A 20,994-nucleotide genomic window follows, 5' to 3' on the forward strand; every position below is an offset into this window, starting at 1 on the left:
TACTCATCCTGGAGTGGCAATGGCGGCAGACACAATCACGACTGCCGCGGCATTATTAAGGCGCCGCGGACCATACTGGTGGGTGGAGATGATTGCTAGTCCAGCGGAACCGAAAGCTCCGCAATGCCCCATGCTCATTTGCTCATGCAAATTCGACACAATCTTGCGGCCTGAGAGAAGCCCTTCTTTCGTCGGGGACGTTGTGTCGCAATTTTGGCATACTATGTCTGTGGACGAGCGTAATTGCGACGAAAGACAACCGTTAGGCGTCAACGATCTCAGGACCGTCCAGGCTCTCCGCATGAAGTGGTTGCGAATCAGCACAGCGTTGACCGGTATCGCGGCATGCGGCTTCATGCTCGCGCAGGTAGCACCGCACGCCCGCGAGGCCGGGGCGATTCTGGCCGCCCAGGACGATCCCGCCGCGCTCTCAGAGATCAAGCTCGACGCGCTGCTGCGGCACAACGACCGCCTGATTCAAGACAACATCGAGGTCGCGCTCGCATCGGGCGATGCCGATCTTGCCGACAGTTTTGTCGCACTGGCGCGCGACCGCAACATCGCGCTGCCTGACGACCTCCCGAGCCGTGTCGGTGACGCGGTCAAAGCCGAAAACTCCACCTCGCATTTCGCAAAACGGTTTGCCACCGGTCTCGTTACCGGCAACGCGGATGATGTTGCGAGCTTGTCGGGAACCGTGGCCGGCGATCTCTTCGTCATCGGCGACATCAGGGACGTCGTCCGCGAGGGCAAGCACCTCGCCATGGGCGAGGAGACCGATCGCCTGGTGCTGGGCCTTGCGGCCGCGGGTCTCGCGGTCACGGCCGTGACCTACGTCTCCGTCGGCGGTGCCGCGCCGGTTCGCGCCGGGCTGACGCTGGTGAAGGACGCGCGCAAGGTCGGCCGGCTCGGCGAGGGACTAGCGGCATGGGCCGGCCGGTCCGCGCGCGAGGTCGTCGATACGCCGATGCTCCAGAACGCGGTTGCCTCCGGCTCGGTGCTGCGGCCGGGCCAGACCTTGAGCGCGATCAAGGCCGCGTTCCGCGCCGAGAAGGCCGGCGCGCTGGTTCGGCTCGGCAAGGATGTTACGCGCGTGGTCGAGAAGACCGGCACGCGCGGCGCGATGGATAGCTTGCGCATCGCTGAAGGTCCCAAGGACGTCGCACGCGCGGCGCGGCTCGCGGAAGCGCAGGGCGGCAAGACGCGCGCGATTCTGAAGCTGCTCGGCCGCGGCGCGCTGCTGCTGATCGGCGGGGCGTTCAATCTTGCACTCTGGCTGTTCGGTGCGGCGTTGACGCTGCTCGGCCTGTTGTCCTCGATCAAGGCGACGACGGAGCGCCTGACCCAGGCCTGGTGCGATCGCAGACGGGCGCGGCGACTTCGCCAGGCGCGGATCGCCGCCGAAGCCGTTCTGGCAAGCCCTGCCATCACGGCCTAAGATACCTCTTCCCCTCAAGATTGCGGAACTGATGATGCCGAGCTTTCACAACGGCGCCGTTGAAATTGCCTATCTCGACGAAGGCGAGGGCGATCCGATCATCCTGGTGCACGGCTTTGCCTCCAGCAAGAACGTGAACTGGGTCTATCCGACCTGGGTCTCGGAGCTGCGCAAGAACGGCCGCCGTGTCATTGCGCTCGACAATCGCGGCCATGGCGAAAGCGCAAAGCTCTACGAGCCCGCGCAGTACTCCATCCCGACCATGGCCGCCGACGTGCTCGCGCTGATGGATCACCTCGCCATCCCGCAGGCCGATCTCATGGGCTATTCGATGGGCGGACGGATGACGGCCTGGCTCTCCCTCAACGAGCCGCAGCGCCTGCGTTCGGCAATCCTTGGCGGCATCGGCATCGGCGGCCTGATCGAGGGCACCGGGCCCGGCGAGAACGTCGCGAAGGCGCTGGAAGCGCCCTCGCTCGACGACGTCTCCGATCCCGTCGGACGCACGTTTCGTGCTTTTGCAGACCAAACCCGTTCCGACCGCAAGGCGCTGGCCGCCTGCCTGCGCGGCACGCGCGATCTCATGACGAAGGACGAAGCCGCGCGCATCGACGTGCCCGTGCTGATCGCGGTCGGCAGCACCGACGACGTCGCGGGTTCGGCCAGCGCACTCGGTGCCATCATCCCGGGTTCGGAAGTGCTCGATATTCCCGGTCGCGATCACATGCGCGCAGTCGGCGACAAGGTCTACAAGACTGGCGTGCTCGATTTCCTCTCACGCCGCGCCTGAGGCGATGAGGCGGTTTCAGCTATCCTGAAATGTCTCGTTACAGTGGGCCATCCACTCCGTTCGGCAACCGTCCATTCCTGTACCTAGGGATCGGGGTTCGCTAAGGGCGCATATGAGACTCAGCTCGAAGCCACAGCTTTATCGAGGTCAATCGGATACTTGCAATTCCGATCCGTCCAACTGCGCACGGGCTCCGTCGGCGCGTCGCGCAGCCCGGTAACGGCCGGGCGACTGACCAATGTGCCGGTGAAACAACTTCGAAAACGCCGCTGCAGTCTCGTAACCGATCCGGTTGGCAATCCGTGCGATCGGTTCGTCGCTGGTTTCCAGCAGGAACGCCGCCTCCGCCATCCGGCGTTCGATCACATAACGTTGCATGGGCTGGCCCACGAGCCTAGTGAAGCGCGCCGAAAATGCCGAGCGGCCGAGCCCGACGCGACGGCCTAGGTCGCTCAGCGTCCAAAGCTGCTCCGGACTTTCGTGAATCAGCTTCAGCGCCGGTCCGATATGGGGGTCAGAAATGGCCCCGATCCAGCCGCCTTGCCCGGGACTGAGAGACGCGATCCAGCTTCGCAGCACCTCGACGAAGAGCACTTCCGTCAGTCGTGAAAGCGCGACGCCTTGGCCAGGACGCTCGAGCGCGGACTCGCTCATCATGCGGCGCAGGATGGCTTCAAGCCAACCACGGTCGGACGTCGGCTTCAGCAAGAGCACGGGTGGAAGCAACTCCAGCACGCTGCCAAACGTCGGCCGCGACACCGTGAAATTGCCGCAGAGCATGGTCGAGAGCGGCTTTGCACGGCTGCCGTGACGAACGAATCCGAGGCGTGGCGACGACCGTTCGATATCCACGATGCGCAAAGGCTCGGCCCGGCGATCCGAATAAAACACATGGGGCTCGCCACGTGTGATGACGACAAAATCGCCCCCGGTGATCTGGATTTCCTCTCCCTGTTCGAGCGCGAGGGTCGCTGAACCTTGGCTGAGATAGTGAAACAGGGCGTAGGGGCGCGCCGGCAACTCAAGATGCCAGGGATGGCCGAGCTCGAAGTGAAAGAGCAGCGTCCCGCCGAGACGAACCCGATCGAGCACCTGGGTGAGTATATCCATCCCCCGAGACTAGAACCGCGGACGATCGGACACAAGACACAGACGATTGGTCCCTATCGTCCGAGAGGTCCACGGAATACGTCATGCCACGGCGGGCCGACGGGACGTGCGGCAACCATTTCGCCAACGGCAGATGGAAGAACCGCGACCTTGCTGGAAACGCCTGTCCATTCCCCCGGACTACTTTCGTCCGATATGCCAACAGGAACAAACAATGCGAACTATTCTCCTCTCAGCCGCCACCGTCCTCCTGGCCGGAACGACGTTGGTCGGAGCCGTACATTCCGCCGAACTGCCCAAGGGGGCAGCCCACAACGTCGTGCTCGTGCACGGCGCCTTCGTAGACCAGACGAGCTGGCAGCCGGTTGCCGATATTCTCACCAAGAAAGGCTACAACGTCACGCTCGTCGAAAATCCACTCACTTCGCTCGCCGCCGACGTCGATGCGACCAAACAGGCGCTCGCGAAGCAAGCCGGCAGGACCGTTCTGGTCGGCCACTCATGGGGCGGCGTGGTGATCACGCAAGCCGGCAACGATCCCAAGGTTTCGGCGCTGGTTTATGTGTCCGCCTTTGCGCCGGAGGTCGGTGAATCCCTCGCGTCGCTGGCAAAGGCCGGTCCGCCGACCGAAGGCGGCAAGGCGATCCACCCCGATGCGAAGGGCAATCTGTACATCGATCCAAAGGTGTTTCCGTCAGCCGTCGCGGCTGACCTTCCTCCGGAGATCGCCGCGCACCTGGCCAACTCGCAGCTTCCGCTGAACCACGTTGCATTCGAAGCCCCGGTCGACGTTGCGGCCTGGCATGACAAGCCGACGTTCTACGTCATCAGCACGAAGGACAAAGTCCTCGCGCCCGAGGCCCAGAAGTCGTTCGCGGCCAGGATCCACGCCCAGACGACGGAAGTCACCGGCAGCCATGCCTCGCTCGTCGTCCATGCGAAGCAGGTCGCTGAGGTGATCGAAAAAGCCGCCCTCACGAGGTGACGGTACCGCTCCCGGCGCTGTGGCGCCGGGAGCCCGCGCGCTCCCGCTCGACCATTTTAAGCCAGGCATCCGTAGAGTGCTGAAACGTCCTGACGACACTTCAGCTCACGGACGTGAACACCTCCAATCGCGGAAACGCAACAAGTGTTGTCATGATGTGAGCGACGCATTGGAACGGACATTCCTGCATGTATAAGGCACTTCTTGTCACCCTCACTGCTGTGGCTCTTACCACCGTGTCTGCCGCGTCTGCTCCCGCCGTCAGCAGAGAGCCGCTGAATGCTGCGACGCTCAGCGCAATCAAATCGAAGTTCGGCAGGCTGATGGAATTGGCAAACAAGCATGATTTCAAGGCTCTGTATCGGATGTTCTGGCAATCGCCCTCGGCCCTTTTGGTGGCCAAGAGCGCGATCCCGTCCGAGGGAAACTGGGCCGGCTTTTGGGGTAACGCGGCGATTGATCAATAGCTGCATGATATCGGTAGCCCGGTCCGGTCGTACTCGAGCCAGATTTTTCGAAGCTCAGGGTTGTCGGCCTGACGCGCGACGTCGCCGAGTCCTATGTGCCGATGACCATCACCGTCTCTTATGCGGGGCAAGATGGAACAGCCAGGCCGTTTCTCATGATCAGCAACTGGCTTCGCGTCGGGAAGGACTGGAGGGTCGCTTCCGAAATCATTCTTCCGGTGCCGGCGGCACCGGCACAAAGAGCTAGCCGCGGAACGCCTCAGTTGTTGTACGGCACTGACCGTCTCGCACTTGGGTCCGTTTTCACGCAGCCGGCTGACTAACGGCTGGTCGTGCTCATGCCACCGCCCCGCCGCGTGTGCCGATTTGCGGGGGCGATGAAGGGCTCCAAACACCCTTGAGAACGAATGCGCTGGTCTTACTGGATAAACGCGATCGCTGCTCGGACGAAACCAGGCACGATGGCGCTTCACCCCAATCTCACCGCGCTTTGCTGTCTTCCCCAAGGCGGCGCGCCAGCGCCATCAGCACGGTGAAGGTCGCAACCCACACCATCCGCGCGCCGTAGCGGTCGTGCGGGCCGGAGATCACGCCGCAGATGAAGGCATTGCCGAGCAGCGCCAGCGTGATGGTCGCCGCCAGCAAGGTCAGGTCGTCGAGCCGGCGGTTCGCGAGGGCATGCGCCAGCAGCGCGACCAGCGCCAGCATCGAGGCCAGCGCGACGGGAACGTGCAGCCAGTTGATGGTGTCGAAATCGAGTCCCCAATTCTGCTGGCGCGCGGCGCGCATCGGCGCGGCCTGCGAGGGGACATAACGTTCGATGATGCCGCGGGTGTGCGGGATCCAGCCATTGGTGCCTTCGCCGGTCGCCACATGCAGCAATTGCTGGCCCAGCGCCTGCAAGGCCGCGCCGGCCTGCCAAGCCGGATAGTCGGCGAGCGAACCCACGACGATGGTGCCCATCTCGTCGTTCATGCCTTCGAAGCGGCCGAGCGTGTTGAACATGCTCTTGCCCCACAGGAATTCGTCGGCGCTCGCCGGCAATTGGTCGCGATAGGGGCAGAGCTTGAGTTTTTCGCGTGGGCAATGGTCATTGAGATAACGCGCAACGATGCCGTCCTGCATCATGCGGCCGAAGGCGACGCCGGTGCCGCCGGGCGTCCACGTCCACTTGCCCGACAAGGCATGGTTCGCCGACACCAGCATCAGGCCGCCAGCGAGGATGGTGAGGCTCGCTTGGGCCAATCCGGCGATCGGAAGCCGGCGCCCCAGCAACGGCCGCGCCATCCAGCCGGCGATGCAGAGCCCGAGCAGCACGCCGAGCGTGGCGCTGTGGGTCGCGGCGGCAAAGGCCGTGAAGACGAACAGCGAGATTTTTTCGAGCGCCGAGGTCCGCGGCCCGCCGACGACCAGCAGGAATAGCGACAGCACCGACAGGCCTGCAAAAATGTCGGTGAGCAGCATGCTCGCAAGCCAGGGCAGCGCAGTCGACAGGATCAGGAGCAGGCTGATCACGACGAAACGGAACGTCTGCATCATCGAGAGCACGCGCAAGGTGAGCTGCAACAGCCACAGCGTGGCCAGCGACTGGACCGCGAGGTTGATCCAGAACCCTGAACTTTCGCCATAGTGCAGATAGATGCCGAAGACGGTGGAGCGGCTCGGGACGAGATAGCCCTCGTACCAGCGCGCCAGATAGCCTCCGGTATCCCATTGCAACAGCGGATAGCCGTTCCAGAATGCCGGCGCGATCAACAGGAGCGGCAGGGCGATGGCGGCGAGCCGCAGCCAGAGTGAGCCCGCGGCGCCCGCGCGCGCATGATCGGTGGTGATGGTCAAATCCGCTCCGTCCTCACTCGGACCATGCCCGCAATTACCGTTGAGGCGGAATTCACCAATAGTTTGACGCCGCCCGGCTTGAATTTGGCGAAACCCTGACCATTTTGAGCCGACCTTGCCGCCCGGGGTGTCGGAAGAAACTGTTGTGATTCAACGCGTTGGCATGCCCCCGCCGGACAACGCACTGTTCACTCTCAGGCAAGCCCGTCAGGACTTTGTCGCCTAGACTGTGTTATAGAACCAGTGAAACGAGCCAATTCGAAAGAGCAGATCTCATGGCAGTGCATCAGGTCAATCCGGGAGGAAAGCTTGCAACGCTTGATCCGATCTGGGATCGGATCCGCGGCGAAGCGGAGGACATCGTCCATCGCGAGCCGGAGCTTGCGACCTTCATCTATTCGACGGTGCTGCATCACAGCCGCCTGGAAGATGCGGTGATCCATCGAGTCGCCGACCGGCTCGATCATTCCGCGCTGTCGGGCGATCTCGTGCGCCAGACCTATGACGAGGCGCTGCGCGACGATCCCGATCTCGGCAACGCCTTCCGCGCCGATCTCGTCGCCGTCTACGATCGCGACCCCGCGACCTCGCGCTTCATCGATCCCTTGCTCTATTTCAAGGGCTTTCACGCCATCCAGACCCACCGCCTCGCGCATTGGCTCTATCTGAAGGGCCGCAAGGATTTTGCGTATTATCTGCAGAGCCGGGCGTCTGCGGTATTCCAGACCGACATCAATCCCGCCGCGCGCATCGGCCGCGGCATCTTCCTCGACCACGCCACCGGCTTCGTCTGCGGTGAGACTGCGCTGATCGAGGACGACGTCTCGATCCTGCATGGCGTTACGCTCGGCGGCACCGGCAAGGAGAACGAGGACCGCCATCCGAAAATCCGCCACGGCGTCCTGATCGGCGCCGGCGCGAAGATCCTCGGCAACATCGAGATTGGTCATTGCGCGCGCATCGCGGCGGGCTCGGTCGTGGTCAAACCGGTGCCGCACAACGTGACGGTCGCAGGCGTGCCTGCCAAGGTCGTCGGCGAAGCTGGCTGCACCGAGCCGTCGCGCACCATGGATCAGATGATCAACGCCATGGGACTCTGAGATGGGCCTCTGAGGCGGGCCTTCGAGCTTGTCGGAATGGGCGGATTTTCCGCCCCTTTCGTCCCAAAATTCTTTGGCAATTCATGCTGGCGGTTGGTCGCGTCTCGTCCTAAAACCCGCGCCAACCCAGATTTCGATTGGAGACTTGCCGTGGACGTCAAGGAAGTTAGGAAGCTCGACGCGTATTTGAAGCGCGTATTCGGCAATCCCAAGATCCGCGTCGTGCCGCGGCCGAAGAAGGATGATTCCGCCGAGGTCTATATCGGCGAGGAATTCATCGGTGTGCTCTTCGTCGACGACGAGGACGATGATCGCTCGTTCCAATTCCAGATGGCGATCCTCGAGGACGACCTCGTCGACCAGGAATAGTTCGGCGATCGTCTCGCTCAACGGGGCCGCGCGGGCGCGGCTCCATGCCTTTGCTTTCTTGCAAGAACATATATCTGCGAGGGTGATGTTCAGCTCAGGTCGTGCAGGTCTTTTCCGAGGGGAGGTGTCAGACGAAACGTCGAGAATACGACTTCTAGCCCCGCCCGTTCGGGTGTGCAGGCCATCGGTCCCACAAGGTAGGAGTTTGCTTTAGGAAACGCCGCCAGCCGCATGAGGGGCCAGGATTTGCCGTCGGCCGAAACCTGCAGACGAAGGACACCGTTGGCGATGGTCGCGCGGACCCAGAAGTCGCTGGCATTATGCTCATAGGGTGCTGTCGCCCAGTCTGATTGCCCGTTTGTCAGCACGCTCGCGAGCATAGCGCGGCCATCTGACAATTCGATTCCGGCTTTGACCCAATGATGCGCGTCGAGGCGCACCATGATGCCCGCCTGATCATAGAGCGCCCGGAAATCGCCCTGAACACGCAAATCTGCGGTGAATGCTTCGCCTGTCGGAAAGCCCAGGAAATGTCCGCTATCGCGATTGAAGCCGTAATGGGTTTCGCGCCAGAAATCCGTGGCCTTGTCCGTGAGGATCCGCAGGTCATCACCCTCTGCCGCCCATCGCTGCGGTTCATTTAGCCACACACCGTCACTTCTGCGGAGAATCATGACTAACCTCTGTCGCGGATGCCTGCCGGTTCGGTCCGTGAGTCGGACGAGCACGGCATCGTGCATTGAGATGAAAAGGCAATGTAGCCGAGATTGCTTCGCTTCGCTCGCAAGGACGAGCAACAGCTTCACCGCCGCCCCATCCTGACACCATACGCGCGAAGCTGACTTCGAAAAATACGAAGCATTACAGGAGCTTGGCTACTGTGCATGGGGTTGTTTTCGCAGTTTTTGTTTTGGAGGCGCAGGTCGCGCGGTCGCGTTCAGCCCTTCGGGCCGCGCAGCTGCGCCGTCAGCTTCTCCATCGCTTCCGCCGTATCGCGCCACTGCGACAGCCAGCTGCGCGGAAAGCGGAAGGTGAGGTCGGCGCCGCCGACGCGGCGTTCGGCGAGGCACATGCCGGGCGTCGCACCATCGCGCGTGCAGCGCGCGGTCAGCGCGGGACTTGCGGCAGAATAGAGATCCTCGGTGCCGTAAGGCGTGTCAGCGCGGAATATCCGCATCGTCAGCCCATCCTGAGGCATTGCCGCGGCCTGGTCGAGATAGCGTGGATAAATCGTGGCGGTGCGCTGCTCGGGCGAGAGCGCATCGCGATGTGCGGCGATCGACAGGAAGATGCGGTCGATCGGCTGCATCGCCGCATCCACGCTATCGGCGGTGACGTGCTTCGGCGCGCCCGGCGGCTCCAGCGAAGGGTACAGGAAGTCGAGATCGATCCGCTCCTGTGGCCCGGAGTGGCGCTGGATCTTCATGCGGATCGCGTTGGTCGGCAGGTTGAACAGCGTGCCGCCGACGCTCACCGGCAGCTTGTCCGGGGCGTTCGCGCCGCTCGGCCCCCAGGTCGGCCACAACAAATAGGCGACGAGCGCGACGGCGCACACCGCGGCAATGCCGCCGAGCACGATCGGGACGACGTGGGCCCGGGTGCGCACCCGGGGAGATTGAGGGGAAATTGCCGAAAACACCGTCATGAGCCGCGCGAATGAGCCGGAAGTCGGCCGATGGCCGACGAATCAGCGGCGAATATGCCACGTGGTGGCGATTTCGCGGAGCGTTGGCCGGCTGCAGGGAAGGGAGAGAGGCCTGCGTGGAACGGCTGGCGGCGTTAACCTTCCCTTAAGGATAATGTAGCGTTAACCGGCACTCTTTGTCACAGGAAGGTACCTCGCGTTGCGTAAGGGCGGACTGTTCCGATGACACCTGAAGCTCTCAACACATTCTTCTCGATCGGCATTGGTTTCGCGCTCGCGGGAGCGCTCGTGAGCGGATACCAGACGGTCGCACAGCGGCCGGCCGGCTTCGGTCTGTTGCAGGACGGCGTGGCGCCGAAGACCTTCGCGGCGGTTCCGTTCCTGGTGTTCGCGGCGCCTTTCATCATCATGCGCAATACTCTGCGCGGCAGGCAGGTGGAGAGCCGCCGCGTCGAATTCGTGATGATGGCGACCGTCATCGCCGGCTTCTGGAGCATGATGAGCGGCACCTTCTTCCTGATGACGCTCCGCGCGGCCGGCGTTCTGGTCTGATGCGCGCCGCTGTAGGGCTGCCTGCGCGGCGGCCCTTTGCGTCAAGGCCGCCGTTTCGCTATGGCTGGGGTTGACGCGACAGGAGACCCTCATGGCGATCTACGAGCTCGACGGGCAGGCGCCCGACCTTCCCGCCGACGGCAACTACTTCATCGCGGAGACCGCTACCGTGATCGGCCGCGTGCGCCTGAAGCCGGGCGCGAGCGTCTGGTTCGGCGCGGTGCTGCGCGGCGACAATGAGTGGATCGAGATCGGCGAGGGCGCCAACGTGCAGGACGGCTCGACCTGCCACACCGATCTCGGTTTTCCGCTTCAGATCGGCAGGAACTGTACGGTCGGGCATAACGTCATCCTGCACGGCTGCACCATCGAGGAGGGCGCACTCGTCGGCATGGGCTCAATCGTGATGAACGGCGCCAGGATCGGGCGCAACAGCATCGTCGGCGCCGGCTCCGTCATCACCGAGGGCAAGGAGTTTCCCGAACGGTCCCTGATCATCGGCTCGCCGGCGCGGGTGATCCGCACGCTCGACGATGCTCAGGTGCAGAAGATGGGGAGTGCTGCGAAGTTCTACGTCGCCAATGGACCGCGCTTCACAAAGGGCCTCAAGCGGATCGGGTGAACTCAGCTTCCTTCGGACTCGCGCGCTTCTATTGCGCTTGCGACCTTCTCGTGCCCCGCGGACCATAGGGCATGCTCATCGCTACCGTCCTGGTACGGATTGGCTTCCGCCGGAATGTTTTTACGCGCCGCGCGTTCGCCTTCTGCAAAAGCATCGCGATCGTTCATCGTGACTGCGCCTTTCTGTTTGCGGAGCAGAAGATCAGCTTGCGCGTGATCGTGCCCGCCTTCCCGGTTTCAAGCTGATGCGACGGCATTTGTTCCGGAACCGGTCCTTGCTGCGGCGGTTGATCGGCGAAGGAGAATTTCAATGGCCAGATTGCCTATAGCCCGTTCAATCAAGACCGTGATCGTGATCTTCGCCCTTGTTCCGGTGCCGGCCGCATCGTTCGCGCAAGCCACCGGCGGCTCCACAGGATCGGCCGGAGGTGTCGCCAATTCTCCGGCTCCCGCGCCAGGCACCAACAGTCTGGGGACCGCCCAATCGTCCGGTGCGAATGCACCCGGCGTCACCACTGGGACCGGCGCAGGTGGGTCCACCGACGCCGCCGTCAACGCCGAGAACCGGCTGCTCGACAAGAAGCTCAAGAGCATCTGCCGCGGCTGCTGACGCTCGCGGGGAAGTGAGACAGTGAGGCTGTCAGGAACGCCTCAAGCCGATTAGCTTGGTCCTGCTTTGGAGCGTGGAGGGTATCCACGCAGAGGATCGAGTGATGATACGGAAGATGATGTTGACGGCGCTGGCTGTGGTGGCGGTTGGGTCGTCGATGCCGCAGGCGGCACAAGCGGGCGGTCACGGCGGCTGGGGTCATGGCGGCGGTGGCTGGGGCCGTGGTGGCGGCTGGGGTCATGGCGGCCACTGGCATGGCAGTGGCTTCTGGCCAGGCGTCGCCATCGGTGCCGGTATCGCCGGCGCAGGTTACTACGGCGGGTATTACGGCTACGGCCAACCGTATTACGGCAATCCATATTACTATGGTACCCGATACGATGATGGCGGTTATGGCGGCTGCTACGTTGTGCGGAAGCGCGTCATGACGCCAGCGGGCTGGCGCATCCGCCCCGTGGATGTCTGCGAATAGGCGGCGGTACCCGTCAAAAAACAAGGCCGTTGACGCAATATACCGTCAACGACCTTGCCAGCCCCGGACATTGAAATCGGCTCACGCCATCCGGTAACGGCGAGCATCGCTTGGAATCACACGGGCGAATGTGATCCAGTTCACAAGTCCAAAAATTTAAGGGTGGCGGCGCCGGCTGCTCAGCCGCGCGAGCGCTTGCGTGCACTGGCATGGACACGATGCCGTGCAGGTTTCCTGCGGGTAACTGAGGGAGTCTCCGCCTCGCTCGCCCGGGCGCTGGCAAAGGATTGCCGCAGGCCATCGATGGACTCGTTGAGTATCGTGACCTGCTCGGACAGACGCTTGGTGTCGGCCTGCTGGAATGCGAGCAAGCGCTTCACACTCTGGAGCTGGTCTTGCACGACCTGGAGCTGGTCAATCGATTCCTGCTGGGTTGCCTCCAGCCCCTTGGTCTTCTCGACCAGCTGCTCGGATGCCTGTGCGGTGCGAGCCTGCAGCTGCCGCGACGCCACCACCCGGTCGGTCTCAGGGGCCGCACCGGTATAGGCACGCCAGATCGCGATCGAGGTCACCCCCGCGATCAGGAGCAGGAGCGCGGCGGCGGTCAGCGCGATAGGCTGGGTGCCAAGGCGAAAGAGGGGATGGGACCGTGTGTCCTCTGCGAGATCGATCATCGCTGACAAAACCCAAATTGAAACTTGGTGAGTGGCGAAGACCGGCAACCTGAGGTTACCGGGGCGTCCCGAAAGCGTTACGTGTCGGCAAGGAATGGGACCAAAAAGAGGCTAAGAGCAAAAAAACCAACAATCAGGATGCCTTAGGGCATCCGTGCCCCCGTCAGAGGCAGAGATCAGGGCTGAAACAGCGAAAACGGACCGGAATAGGTCTTCGAGCGCGGCGCCGCGTAGGGCCCGAGCCGGGAGGTCTTCAGTCCCAGTCGCACCAGTGATTCTGCCAAGGTCACCGCGGCGGCGACGCCGTCGATCACGGGCAGGCTGTGCGTGGCGGCGAGTTCATTGGCGAGATCGGCCATGCCGGCGCAACCGAGCACGATGGCCTCTGCGCGATCGTCGCGGATCGCGGCCGTGATTTCCGTAGAGATTTTTGCGAGCGCATCGGTGTTGCGCTCCTCGAGCGCGAGCACCGGCACCTCGGCGGCGCGGACGCGCGCGCAGCGTTCGGCGAGGCCGTATTTCCGCAAATTATGCTCGATCGGCACGATGGAGACACCGAGCGTCGTCACCACGGCGAAGCGCGCGGCAATCAGGCTCGCCATGTGGAAGCCGGCCTCGCCAATGCCGATCACTGGTGCCCTTGCCGCAGCGCGCGCGGCGTCGAGGCCGGTGTCGTCGAAGCAGGCGATGACATGCGCATCCGCGCCGTCGCGGTCGGCCTCGCGGATGCAGCCGAGCATGCCCGGCACCGCGAACGCCTCGTCGTAAAATCCCTCGATCGAGACCGGGCCCATCGTGGGCTGGCGCGCATCGATCACGGTGTCGGGCAGGGCGACCGCGCGCGCGGCAGCGGCGATCTTCACCGTCATGGACGCAGTGGTGTTGGGATTGACGACGTGAAGCCGCATCGGATCAGACAAGCCCCTTCTCAGACAAGCCCTTTGCCGGCGTCCGAGCCTTTGGCCGCCTGTCGCTTGTTGAGCATGTGGATGGTGCCAAGCGCAAGCGCGATCACCGTGAACGAGACGGCCGAGATCACGGTGCCGAGCGCATAGATGTCGGGGTTCGTCACGGTGGTGGTGAGGCCCTGGAGATCGAGAGGCAGCGTGTTCACCGCCCCGATCGCCTGGCTGGAACGCGCGAGTTCGTCCCAGGACAGTGTGAAGCCGAACAGTCCAATGCCGATCACGGAGGGCAGGATGATCGGCAGCACGACATGACGGAACGCCTGCCACGGTGTCGCACCGAGATCGCGCGCGGCTTCCTCGAGCCTGGGATCGAAGCGATTGAAGATCGCGAACATGATGAGAAGGCCGAACGGCAGCGTCCAGGTCAGATGTGCACCGAGGCCCGAGGTGAGCAGACCCATCGAGGTCTCGAAATTCTCGTTCCAATGCGCCTTGATCAGATCGTCGATGATGCGGAATTCAAGCGAGATGCCGAGCGAGGTGATGATCGAGGGCACGATGAGGCTCGCGATCGCGGAGTAGAACAGGATGCTTTGCGCCTTGAACTTGCGGCGAAACGCCATGCCCGCTGCGACCGACAGCACGACGGTGACGATCATCACGATGATGCCAAGCAGCAGCGAACGGCGGAAGGCGGCGCCGAGATCGACGATGCCGGTGCCCTGGAACAATTTTGCGATCCAGAAAGTCGATACACCGTTCATCGGGAAGGTGAGGCCGCCCTGCGGTCCCTGGAACGACAGCACATAGATCGCGATCATCGGGCCGTAGAGGAACAGCGTGTAGGCCGCGAAGAAGATCGCGAGCACGTAGAAAGAGCGCGGGCGTCCTTCCTTCATGCTCTAGAGCTCCTTCTTGATGTCGACGATACGCGACATCATGGTGATGATCAGGAACGTGATGACGAGCAGGATCACGGCATTGGCCGCTGCTGCCGGGAATTGCAGCGCATTCACCCGCGTCTCGATGATCTTGCCGGCGGCCGCGATCTGCTGCCCGCCCATCACGCCGATGGTGATGAAGTCGCCCATCACGATGGTGATGACGAAGATCGAGCCGATCACGATGCCGGGTTTTGCCAGGGGAATGATGACGTTGACGAGCGTCTGGAAACCGGTCGCCCCGGCGTCATAGGCGGCCTCGATGAGCGATTTGTCGATGCGAACCATTGAGTTGAAGATCGGCACCACCATGAAGAAGGTGAAGAGGTGCACCAGCGCCAGCACCACGGAGAATTCGGAGAACAGCAGCCATTCAACGGGATGGTTGATCAGCCCCGTCTTCACCAAGCCTGAGTTGACAAGGCCATTGCGCCCGAGCAGCGGAATCCAGGCGATCATGCGGATCACGTTGGAGGTCCAGAACGGGATCGTGCAGAGCAGCGACAGTCCCATCTGCCAAGTTTTCGACTTGACGTGAAAGGCGAGGAAGTAGGCGACCCAGAAGCCGATGAAGAGTGTGATGACCCACACGATGAAACAAAGCTTCAGCGTCTTCAGATAAGTCTTGGCGATCGTGCAGAGATCGGGGAGCTGCGCGATGCAGCCCTCGAACGTGTCGGTGTAGCCGCGGCCCGAGAAGGCCGGCAGCAACTGGTATTCGTTGTAGTCCCAGAACGAGACGATGACGACGAAGACGAGCGGGATCAGGAAGAAGGCGAGGAACACCAGCATCATCGGCCCGGCCTGGAGCCAGGAGATGAAGGAGGGTGACAGCCGCGCCGCTTTGCTGCGGCGCGCCGTCTCCGATCCCCGGACCAGGTCCGGAGATGCCTGTTGCAAAATGTCCTCCGACGTGTCCATCAGATTACGCCGCGATGAACTCGTTCCACTTGCGGACCATGTAGTCGTTCTCGTCCATCACGGCGTTCCAGCACGCGACGCCGCCCATGCGGTCCTCGTAGGAGCCGCCGTCGCGCACGGCGCCAGCCTTCTCGAGCAGCGAGCCGTCGGGCGCCTTGATGTCCTTCTCGGCCGCCTTGCCTTCCATCCAATAGGCCCACTCGTAAGGCTCCATATGCGCCTTCGCGGTGGAGAGCACGGCCGAGTAGTAGCCCTGGCGGTTGAGATAGGCGCCGGCATAGCCGGACAGGAACCAGTTGACGAACTCATAGGCCCATTCGAGCTTCGCACCCGAGACGCCCTTGGAGACGCAGAAGCCGGAGGCCCAGGAGCGATAGCCTTCCTTGAGCGGCTGGAAGGTGCAGGCAATCCCCATCGAGCGGACCTTCGTCACCGCCGGCGACCACATCGACTGGATCACGGTCTCGCCCGAGGCCATCAGGTTGACGCTCTCGTTGAAGTCTTTCCAGAAGGCGCGGAACTGGCCCGCCTTCTTGGCCTCGGTCATCACCTTCATGGTGAGATCGATCTCTTCCTTGGTCATGTTGCCCTTGTCGGCATATTTGTACTTGCCGGTGGCTTCCACGACCATCGCGGCATCCATGATGCCGATCGAGGGGATGTTGAGGATCGAGGCCTTGCCCTTGAACTCGGGGTTGAGCAGCTCGGCCCACGAGCTGATCGGACGCTTGATGATATCGGGGCGAATGCCGAGCGTGTCGGCGTTGTAGACGGTCGGGATCAGCGTGACGAACTCGGTGGCAGACGTCGCGAACTTCTTGGAGTCCTTGCCTTCGAGATAGAGCACCTTCCAGGGTGCGGTGCCCTGGCCGCCGATCTTCTTGCCGCCGGGCGTGACGCCCTTGGTGAAGACCGGCGTGATGTTGTCGAATTCCTTGATCTTCCTCGCGTCGAGGGCAAGGATGTTGCCCGACGGCACGATCTTCTTTAGCGCGAAATATTCGGTGTCCAGCACGTCGAAGGAATTCGGCTGGGTCATCACGCGCTTGGTGACGTCGTCGGTGGTCGCGGTGATATATTCGATCTTGATGCCGGTGTCCTTCAGGCACTGCTTGGAGATCTCGTCACCCTCGTTCACTGCGGTGCCGAGATAGCGCAGCACCTTCGGCTCGGCCGACATTACATAGGGAAAGCCTGTGATGGCGCCGGAGCCCGCGGCAAGTCCGGCGAGACCCGCGGTGCTCTTCAGTAGCGTGCGGCGGCTAAGGCCCTTCTTCCTGGTCGTTTCGGTCATATCACTCACTCCTCTGTTGCGCATTCCGGTGATTGATCGGCGCTATTGCAGACGTTGCGCCTTGGCGGGATCCCAGATGGCCAGCACGCGATCGCCCGGCCGGAACTGGTGGACGTCGAAGGCGGCCTCGGGAAGGTGGGAAAACAGGGCGGTCCCGTCGTCGAGCGTGAGCGAGACGGCGATGTAGGAGCCTTGGTACTCGGTCTGGGTCAGTAGCGCGGGCGCGCCGAAGGCGCCGTCAGTGAACGGCGCGATGCCGAGCTGATCGGCGCGCACGGCGATGAGTTTGCCTGCGTCGCTGAGGACGTTGTGACCGCCGATGAAGCGCGCCACGAATTCGGTGCGGGGGTGATGGAAGATGTCGCGGGCGCTTCCCTGCTGTTCGATCCTGCCCTGGTTCATCACCACGATGTGGTCGGCCAGCGCCATCGCCTCTTCCTGGCCGTGCGTGACCTGAACGAAGCTGATGCCGAGCTCGCGCTGCAGCCGCTTCAATTCGCCCCGCATCTTCACCCGCAGGAACGGATCGAGCGCCGAGAGCGGCTCGTCGAGCAACAGGATCTGCGGCTCCGTGATCAGCGCGCGGGCGAGCGCGACGCGCTGCTGCTGGCCGCCGGACAGCTGTGCGGGGAGGCGGGCCGCATAGGGCGTCATCGCCACCAGCTCGAGCAACTCGCCGGCGCGCTTGTGCCGCGTCGCCCGGTCGATGCCGCGCATTTTCAGGGCAAACGCCACGTTGTCGAGCACGGTGAGGTGCGGAAACAGCGCGTAGGACTGGAACATCATCGCCGTGCCGCGCTTGGCGGGTTCGAGATCCGTGACGTTCTGCGGACCCAGGGTGATGTCGCCTTCGCTGACGGCCTCGTGGCCGGCGATCATGCGCAAGGTCGAGGTCTTGCCGCAGCCGGAGGGGCCGAGCAGGCAACAATAAGTGCCGGCCGGGATTTTCAGATTGACGGTGTCGACCGCCAGCGTCGTGTCGTAGCGCTTGGTGACGGCGACCAGTTCGAGGGCGGCGGGAGTGGCCATGGCGTGTCCGGGGCGAGGGCGATGCTGCGCCTCTCTCCGCAAGGTCCATGCCAATCGCGCTTGAATCGTTCTCGGCCGGCCGAATTCCAAAACAGTGCAGCGGAGTCAGATCGTTAGATCGAATCCCACGGGCTTGGGCGGTTCGCTGCCTTCGCAGTTGCGTGCACACAAAACAGGCGCGGATTGTATAAAGTTTCGCCTGTGATTGGATACAGCTGGTCGATTAGGATTCAACGCCCTCGTCGACGATCGAGTCCTCACCCCCATGGCCGTCAAGTCCCGACCGAACTCCGACTCGCCAGATGCGAGCGATCGCGTCAGCCGCATCCGGGAAGGTGTGACTGCGGCGATCCTCGAGCATCGCCTGTTGCCCGGCACGAAACTCGGCGAGGACGAGATCGGCGAGATCTACGGAGCAAGCCGAACGCTGGTTCGCACCGCGCTGCAACAGCTCGCGCACGAGGGCATCGTCAACATCGAGAAGAACCGCGGCGCCTTCGTCGCGCGGCCGACGCCTGCGGACGCCCGCGAAGTGTTCGAGGCGCGCCGCCTGATCGAGCCGACGATCGTCGATCACGCCGTTGACGCGGTGTCGCCGGCATGGATCGGGCGTCTCCAGCGGCATCTTGCCGAGGAGCGCGAGGCGGAGCTGCGTGGCGATGCGCGTGCTTCGGTCCGCCTCTCCGGCGACTTCCATCGACTCGTCGCCGAGATGAGTGGCCACAGCATCTATCTTGGTTTTCTCAAGGAGCTGATCGCGCGGTCCTCGCTGATCATCCTGCTCTACCGCCGGCACGACACGCCGGCCTGCGGCACCGATCATCACGCCGGAATCGTCTCCGCGATCCGCAAATGCGACAGGGAGGCCGCGCGCGCGCAGATGTTGTCGCATCTGAACGAGATCGAGGCCGAGCTGTTTCTGAAGGATCCCGCCGCTGACGAGTTGCGACTCGCGGACGTGCTCGGGGTCTGAGCTCAACGAGGCGCGTCCGCACCCGGCTGGGCGCGACGGCGGCTATTGCGGCTCTAATCCGAGAGTCTTGATCGACTCGAGCCAGATCGGCCCTTCCTTTTCGTAGAGCGCAATCGAGGATGCGCGATCCATGGCCGGCTGGTCGACGCCGAAGGCATCGAGCAGCTTCTGCACGCGCTCCGTCTTGCCGCCTTCGACCATCAACTTGGCGAGCATGTCGATCCGGTCTGCCGGCATCGCAGCGGGCGCCACCAGCGCGGTAAAACTGATGAGCTGGAAGACATTGCCCGTGACCCCTTGCTCGGCAAATGTCTTGGTTTCGGGCAGCTTCTTCATGCGCACTGGTGTCGGCACGGCAATCGGGCGGCCGATGCCGGTATCGAGCACCGGTAGCGCAGCCTGATAGCTGCCGACGGCCGCCTGGATCACCCCCGCGGCCAGATCCTGCCACATCGGCGCTTCGCCGCGGTAATGCACGATGGAAATGTCGAGACCGAATTGCCGGTTGAGCTCGGCGATCGCAATATGTGCGAACGAGCCGATGCCGTACGAGCCGGCCGTGACCTTGTTGCCACGTGCGTACGCGACGAACTCTTCGATCGTCTTTGCATTGGTGGCGGAATGGACCACCAGCGGCAGATGCCCCGAAGGCGTCATCGCGACGATCGTGAAATCCTTGTCCGGATCATAGGCCAGCGATTTCAACAACAGCCGGTTACCGAGCAAGGTGGACGAGATCGTGTACATCAGCGTGTAGCCGTCGGCCGGGGAATCCTTCACCGACTGTGCCGCCAGCGCACCGCTGGCTCCGGTTTTGTTTTCGACAATGACCGGCTGGCCAAGCTTCTGCGAGATATAGTCGCCATAGGCGCGGGCGAAGGCATCGGTGATGCCGCCTGCCGGCGTGGAGACGACGATCCTGATTGCCCGGGTCGGCCAGGCTTCGGCCAAAGCCGTTTCAGAAGCGGCCATCGTCAGGCATGCCATCGCGGCAGCCCAAATTCTCGCGGATGTCCGCACTTCGGCCTCCCCTTTTCCCTGTGTCATTGGGCAGCCGGCAGCCGCCGCAACGAGGTGTCACACGGGCAGGAAGGGGGGTCAAGAAATCAAAATATCGTTTCACTGTGTGAAATGATCATCGCCGACCTGCAGGAGAACCCGGCGCAGCAAGCTTGGCACCGAGCGCCTCGGCAAGTGCGGAAGCGACCTTCTTCATCGGCGGTACGAAGCGCCGCACACCGTCCTCCAGACCGACCGCCTCGCGAAGCATCATCACGTTCATGCTGCCGAACAGGCGATTCCGCAAAACGACCGGTACGCCGATCGCCCACACTGCGCCCCCGAAGACGCGGCGGCTGTAGGTCTCGTCCATGACTGCGAACCCCGCGCTACGGATCGTGCGCAGCACTTTGGCAAGTCTGCCGGGATTGCGCGCCAGATCGTTCCAGGGCTCCGGACCAAGGGCCAGCCGTGCGGCAATGCGCTCCTGCTCGGCGGGTTCGCAGAAGGCGAGATAGGCGCGTCCCATCGAGGTGCCGAGGACGGGAAAGCGAAAACCCGGCGGGCGGCTGAACAGCAGCGATCCATCGACGCGCGTCGTGTGGGCGATGACCATGGACTCCTGATCGAGCACCGCGATGTCTGACGGCCAATGGATCTGCTTGCGGAATTTGTTCAGGATGGGTTCGGCGATGCCGCCAATCCAGGTCGGCTCATCATAGCCTGCGCTGAGCAGCAGCGCCCGTCCCGTCGGCGCGTAGCTGGCCGGCTCGGTACGACGTACCACATAACCTTCATGTTCCAGCGTCTCGAGCATGCGGACGATCGTTGACTTGTTCAGCCCCGTCGCCTTGTGCAGCGAGCCGACGGTCGACTGCCGTTCCTGATTGATCACCCGAAGGACTTCGAGGCCCCTGGACAACGCGATGACGGGACGGAACGACGTCATGCCAACTCCTTGTGATTGCCTGTGCCGCTAGCCGATGAAGCAACAGCCGGAGGGACAGGGCAGCGCGCTCGACGCCATCGCCACCGATTGCGGGAAGGTTGGCATGAGTCAAGCTCGCTGACGCGTTCATCTCGGTTTCGAGAAGGGCGGGATTCGCAGTCAATTCGATCGCTTGCTGTGCCCAGCGGCAATTTAGTTCCTGTGGTCAAGCTGGATTGTGCGCTCCCAGCCTCGTGTGGACGGTAGGGCGCTGCGACGTCACGTGACTATTCCTCGCGAGCCACACCGGCTATAGGATGGCGCTCTGT

Annotated in this window: 23 protein-coding genes and 1 pseudogene; 12 read left to right on the forward strand and 12 right to left on the reverse strand. The window is 63.0% G+C overall.

The genetic code is table 11. The annotated features are described in order from the left end of the window. Nucleotides 1–301: 301 nt before the first annotated feature. On the forward strand, nucleotides 302–1,438 hold the full coding sequence (locus IVB54_RS15230) for a hypothetical protein (protein ID WP_247299776.1): 1,137 nt from the start codon (nucleotides 302–304) through the stop codon (nucleotides 1,436–1,438). A 34-nt stretch (nucleotides 1,439–1,472) separates the two neighbouring features. Continuing rightward, nucleotides 1,473–2,228, forward strand: coding sequence for an alpha/beta hydrolase (locus tag IVB54_RS15235; protein ID WP_026232923.1), 756 nt, complete (start codon nucleotides 1,473–1,475; stop codon nucleotides 2,226–2,228). A 147-nt stretch (nucleotides 2,229–2,375) separates the two neighbouring features. On the opposite strand, the gene IVB54_RS15240 is transcribed toward IVB54_RS15235, so the two are convergent. Continuing rightward, nucleotides 2,376–3,338 (reverse strand): AraC family transcriptional regulator, encoded by a 963-nt coding sequence (locus tag IVB54_RS15240; RefSeq protein ID WP_018455327.1) that lies wholly within the window; start codon nucleotides 3,336–3,338, stop codon nucleotides 2,376–2,378. 214 nt (nucleotides 3,339–3,552) lie between these two features. Between IVB54_RS15240 and IVB54_RS15245 the strand changes: the two genes are divergently transcribed. Together IVB54_RS15245 and IVB54_RS15250 are read left to right on the forward strand one after the other, a co-directional pair. Continuing rightward, a complete protein-coding gene (locus IVB54_RS15245) occupies nucleotides 3,553–4,323 on the forward strand; it encodes an alpha/beta hydrolase (RefSeq protein ID WP_026232924.1) in 771 nt (256 codons plus the stop codon). 188 nt (nucleotides 4,324–4,511) lie between these two features. Further along, nucleotides 4,512–5,113: pseudogene (locus tag IVB54_RS15250) on the forward strand (hypothetical protein). 157 nt (nucleotides 5,114–5,270) lie between these two features. Here the strand turns inward: IVB54_RS15250 and IVB54_RS15255 are convergent. Then, nucleotides 5,271–6,629, reverse strand: a complete 1,359-nt coding sequence (locus IVB54_RS15255) for a hypothetical protein (RefSeq protein ID WP_162496427.1) — start codon at nucleotides 6,627–6,629, stop codon at nucleotides 5,271–5,273. Between the two features lie 275 nt (nucleotides 6,630–6,904). Here IVB54_RS15255 and cysE point away from each other — a divergent pair, with 275 nt between their 5' ends. After that, on the forward strand, nucleotides 6,905–7,729 hold the full coding sequence (gene cysE / locus IVB54_RS15260; protein WP_247777322.1) for a serine O-acetyltransferase: 825 nt from the start codon (nucleotides 6,905–6,907) through the stop codon (nucleotides 7,727–7,729). A gap of 150 nt (nucleotides 7,730–7,879) precedes the next feature. Beyond that, entirely contained in the window at nucleotides 7,880–8,098 is a 219-nt protein-coding gene (locus IVB54_RS15265) for a DUF3126 family protein (protein ID WP_007602550.1), read from the forward strand. Nucleotides 8,099–8,187: 89 nt separating this feature from the next. On the opposite strand, the gene IVB54_RS15270 is transcribed toward IVB54_RS15265, so the two are convergent. Together IVB54_RS15270 and IVB54_RS15275 are read right to left on the reverse strand one after the other, a co-directional pair. Then, entirely contained in the window at nucleotides 8,188–8,772 is a 585-nt protein-coding gene (locus tag IVB54_RS15270; protein WP_026232925.1) for a DUF1349 domain-containing protein, read from the reverse strand. 263 nt (nucleotides 8,773–9,035) lie between these two features. Then, a complete protein-coding gene (locus IVB54_RS15275) occupies nucleotides 9,036–9,743 on the reverse strand; it encodes a hypothetical protein (RefSeq protein ID WP_085351113.1) in 708 nt (235 codons plus the stop codon). Between the two features lie 222 nt (nucleotides 9,744–9,965). Here IVB54_RS15275 and IVB54_RS15280 point away from each other — a divergent pair, with 222 nt between their 5' ends. The 5 genes from IVB54_RS15280 (at nucleotide 9,966) to IVB54_RS15300 (ending at nucleotide 11,998) form a co-directional block, all read left to right on the forward strand. After that, nucleotides 9,966–10,295 (forward strand): hypothetical protein, encoded by a 330-nt coding sequence (locus IVB54_RS15280; protein ID WP_007602553.1) that lies wholly within the window; start codon nucleotides 9,966–9,968, stop codon nucleotides 10,293–10,295. Nucleotides 10,296–10,386: 91 nt separating this feature from the next. Then, nucleotides 10,387–10,917, forward strand: coding sequence for a gamma carbonic anhydrase family protein (locus tag IVB54_RS15285; RefSeq protein ID WP_018455332.1), 531 nt, complete (start codon nucleotides 10,387–10,389; stop codon nucleotides 10,915–10,917). Between the two features lie 71 nt (nucleotides 10,918–10,988). Further along, nucleotides 10,989–11,162: a hypothetical protein gene (locus IVB54_RS15290; protein ID WP_018455333.1), complete on the forward strand. Its 174-nt coding sequence runs from the start codon at nucleotides 10,989–10,991 to the stop codon at nucleotides 11,160–11,162. Nucleotides 11,163–11,226: 64 nt separating this feature from the next. After that, nucleotides 11,227–11,526 (forward strand): hypothetical protein, encoded by a 300-nt coding sequence (locus tag IVB54_RS15295; RefSeq protein ID WP_247335619.1) that lies wholly within the window; start codon nucleotides 11,227–11,229, stop codon nucleotides 11,524–11,526. 103 nt (nucleotides 11,527–11,629) lie between these two features. After that, a complete protein-coding gene (locus IVB54_RS15300; RefSeq protein ID WP_247335622.1) occupies nucleotides 11,630–11,998 on the forward strand; it encodes a hypothetical protein in 369 nt (122 codons plus the stop codon). 179 nt (nucleotides 11,999–12,177) lie between these two features. Here IVB54_RS15300 and IVB54_RS15305 read toward each other — a convergent pair whose 3' ends face one another. From IVB54_RS15305 to IVB54_RS15330, 6 genes are all read right to left on the reverse strand, one after another. Further along, complete coding sequence (locus IVB54_RS15305; protein ID WP_247335625.1) at nucleotides 12,178–12,672, reverse strand: hypothetical protein; 495 nt, start codon at nucleotides 12,670–12,672, stop codon at nucleotides 12,178–12,180. Nucleotides 12,673–12,848: 176 nt separating this feature from the next. Further along, nucleotides 12,849–13,580, reverse strand: coding sequence for an aspartate/glutamate racemase family protein (locus IVB54_RS15310; RefSeq protein ID WP_085361723.1), 732 nt, complete (start codon nucleotides 13,578–13,580; stop codon nucleotides 12,849–12,851). Nucleotides 13,581–13,600: 20 nt separating this feature from the next. Further along, nucleotides 13,601–14,479, reverse strand: a complete 879-nt coding sequence (locus IVB54_RS15315) for an ABC transporter permease (protein WP_085396140.1) — start codon at nucleotides 14,477–14,479, stop codon at nucleotides 13,601–13,603. A gap of 3 nt (nucleotides 14,480–14,482) precedes the next feature. Then, entirely contained in the window at nucleotides 14,483–15,442 is a 960-nt protein-coding gene (locus IVB54_RS15320) for an ABC transporter permease (protein ID WP_018455339.1), read from the reverse strand. A 4-nt stretch (nucleotides 15,443–15,446) separates the two neighbouring features. Beyond that, a complete protein-coding gene (locus IVB54_RS15325; protein ID WP_007602563.1) occupies nucleotides 15,447–16,736 on the reverse strand; it encodes a PotD/PotF family extracellular solute-binding protein in 1,290 nt (429 codons plus the stop codon). Between the two features lie 42 nt (nucleotides 16,737–16,778). Continuing rightward, entirely contained in the window at nucleotides 16,779–17,765 is a 987-nt protein-coding gene (locus IVB54_RS15330) for an ABC transporter ATP-binding protein (RefSeq protein WP_247777323.1), read from the reverse strand. 265 nt (nucleotides 17,766–18,030) lie between these two features. On the opposite strand from IVB54_RS15330, the gene IVB54_RS15335 reads away from it, so the two are divergent. Beyond that, on the forward strand, nucleotides 18,031–18,738 hold the full coding sequence (locus tag IVB54_RS15335; protein ID WP_247335628.1) for a GntR family transcriptional regulator: 708 nt from the start codon (nucleotides 18,031–18,033) through the stop codon (nucleotides 18,736–18,738). A gap of 42 nt (nucleotides 18,739–18,780) precedes the next feature. Here the strand turns inward: IVB54_RS15335 and IVB54_RS15340 are convergent, their stop codons facing one another. Continuing rightward, nucleotides 18,781–19,710 (reverse strand): tripartite tricarboxylate transporter substrate binding protein, encoded by a 930-nt coding sequence (locus IVB54_RS15340; RefSeq protein ID WP_247299768.1) that lies wholly within the window; start codon nucleotides 19,708–19,710, stop codon nucleotides 18,781–18,783. A 163-nt stretch (nucleotides 19,711–19,873) separates the two neighbouring features. Then, nucleotides 19,874–20,686: a helix-turn-helix domain-containing protein gene (locus IVB54_RS15345; protein ID WP_018455343.1), complete on the reverse strand. Its 813-nt coding sequence runs from the start codon at nucleotides 20,684–20,686 to the stop codon at nucleotides 19,874–19,876. Between the last annotated feature and the right edge of the window lie 308 nt (nucleotides 20,687–20,994).

Origin of the sequence: Bradyrhizobium sp. CW1 (assembly GCF_023100665.1) — a bacterium.
GTDB lineage: Bacteria > Pseudomonadota > Alphaproteobacteria > Rhizobiales > Xanthobacteraceae > Bradyrhizobium > Bradyrhizobium canariense_D.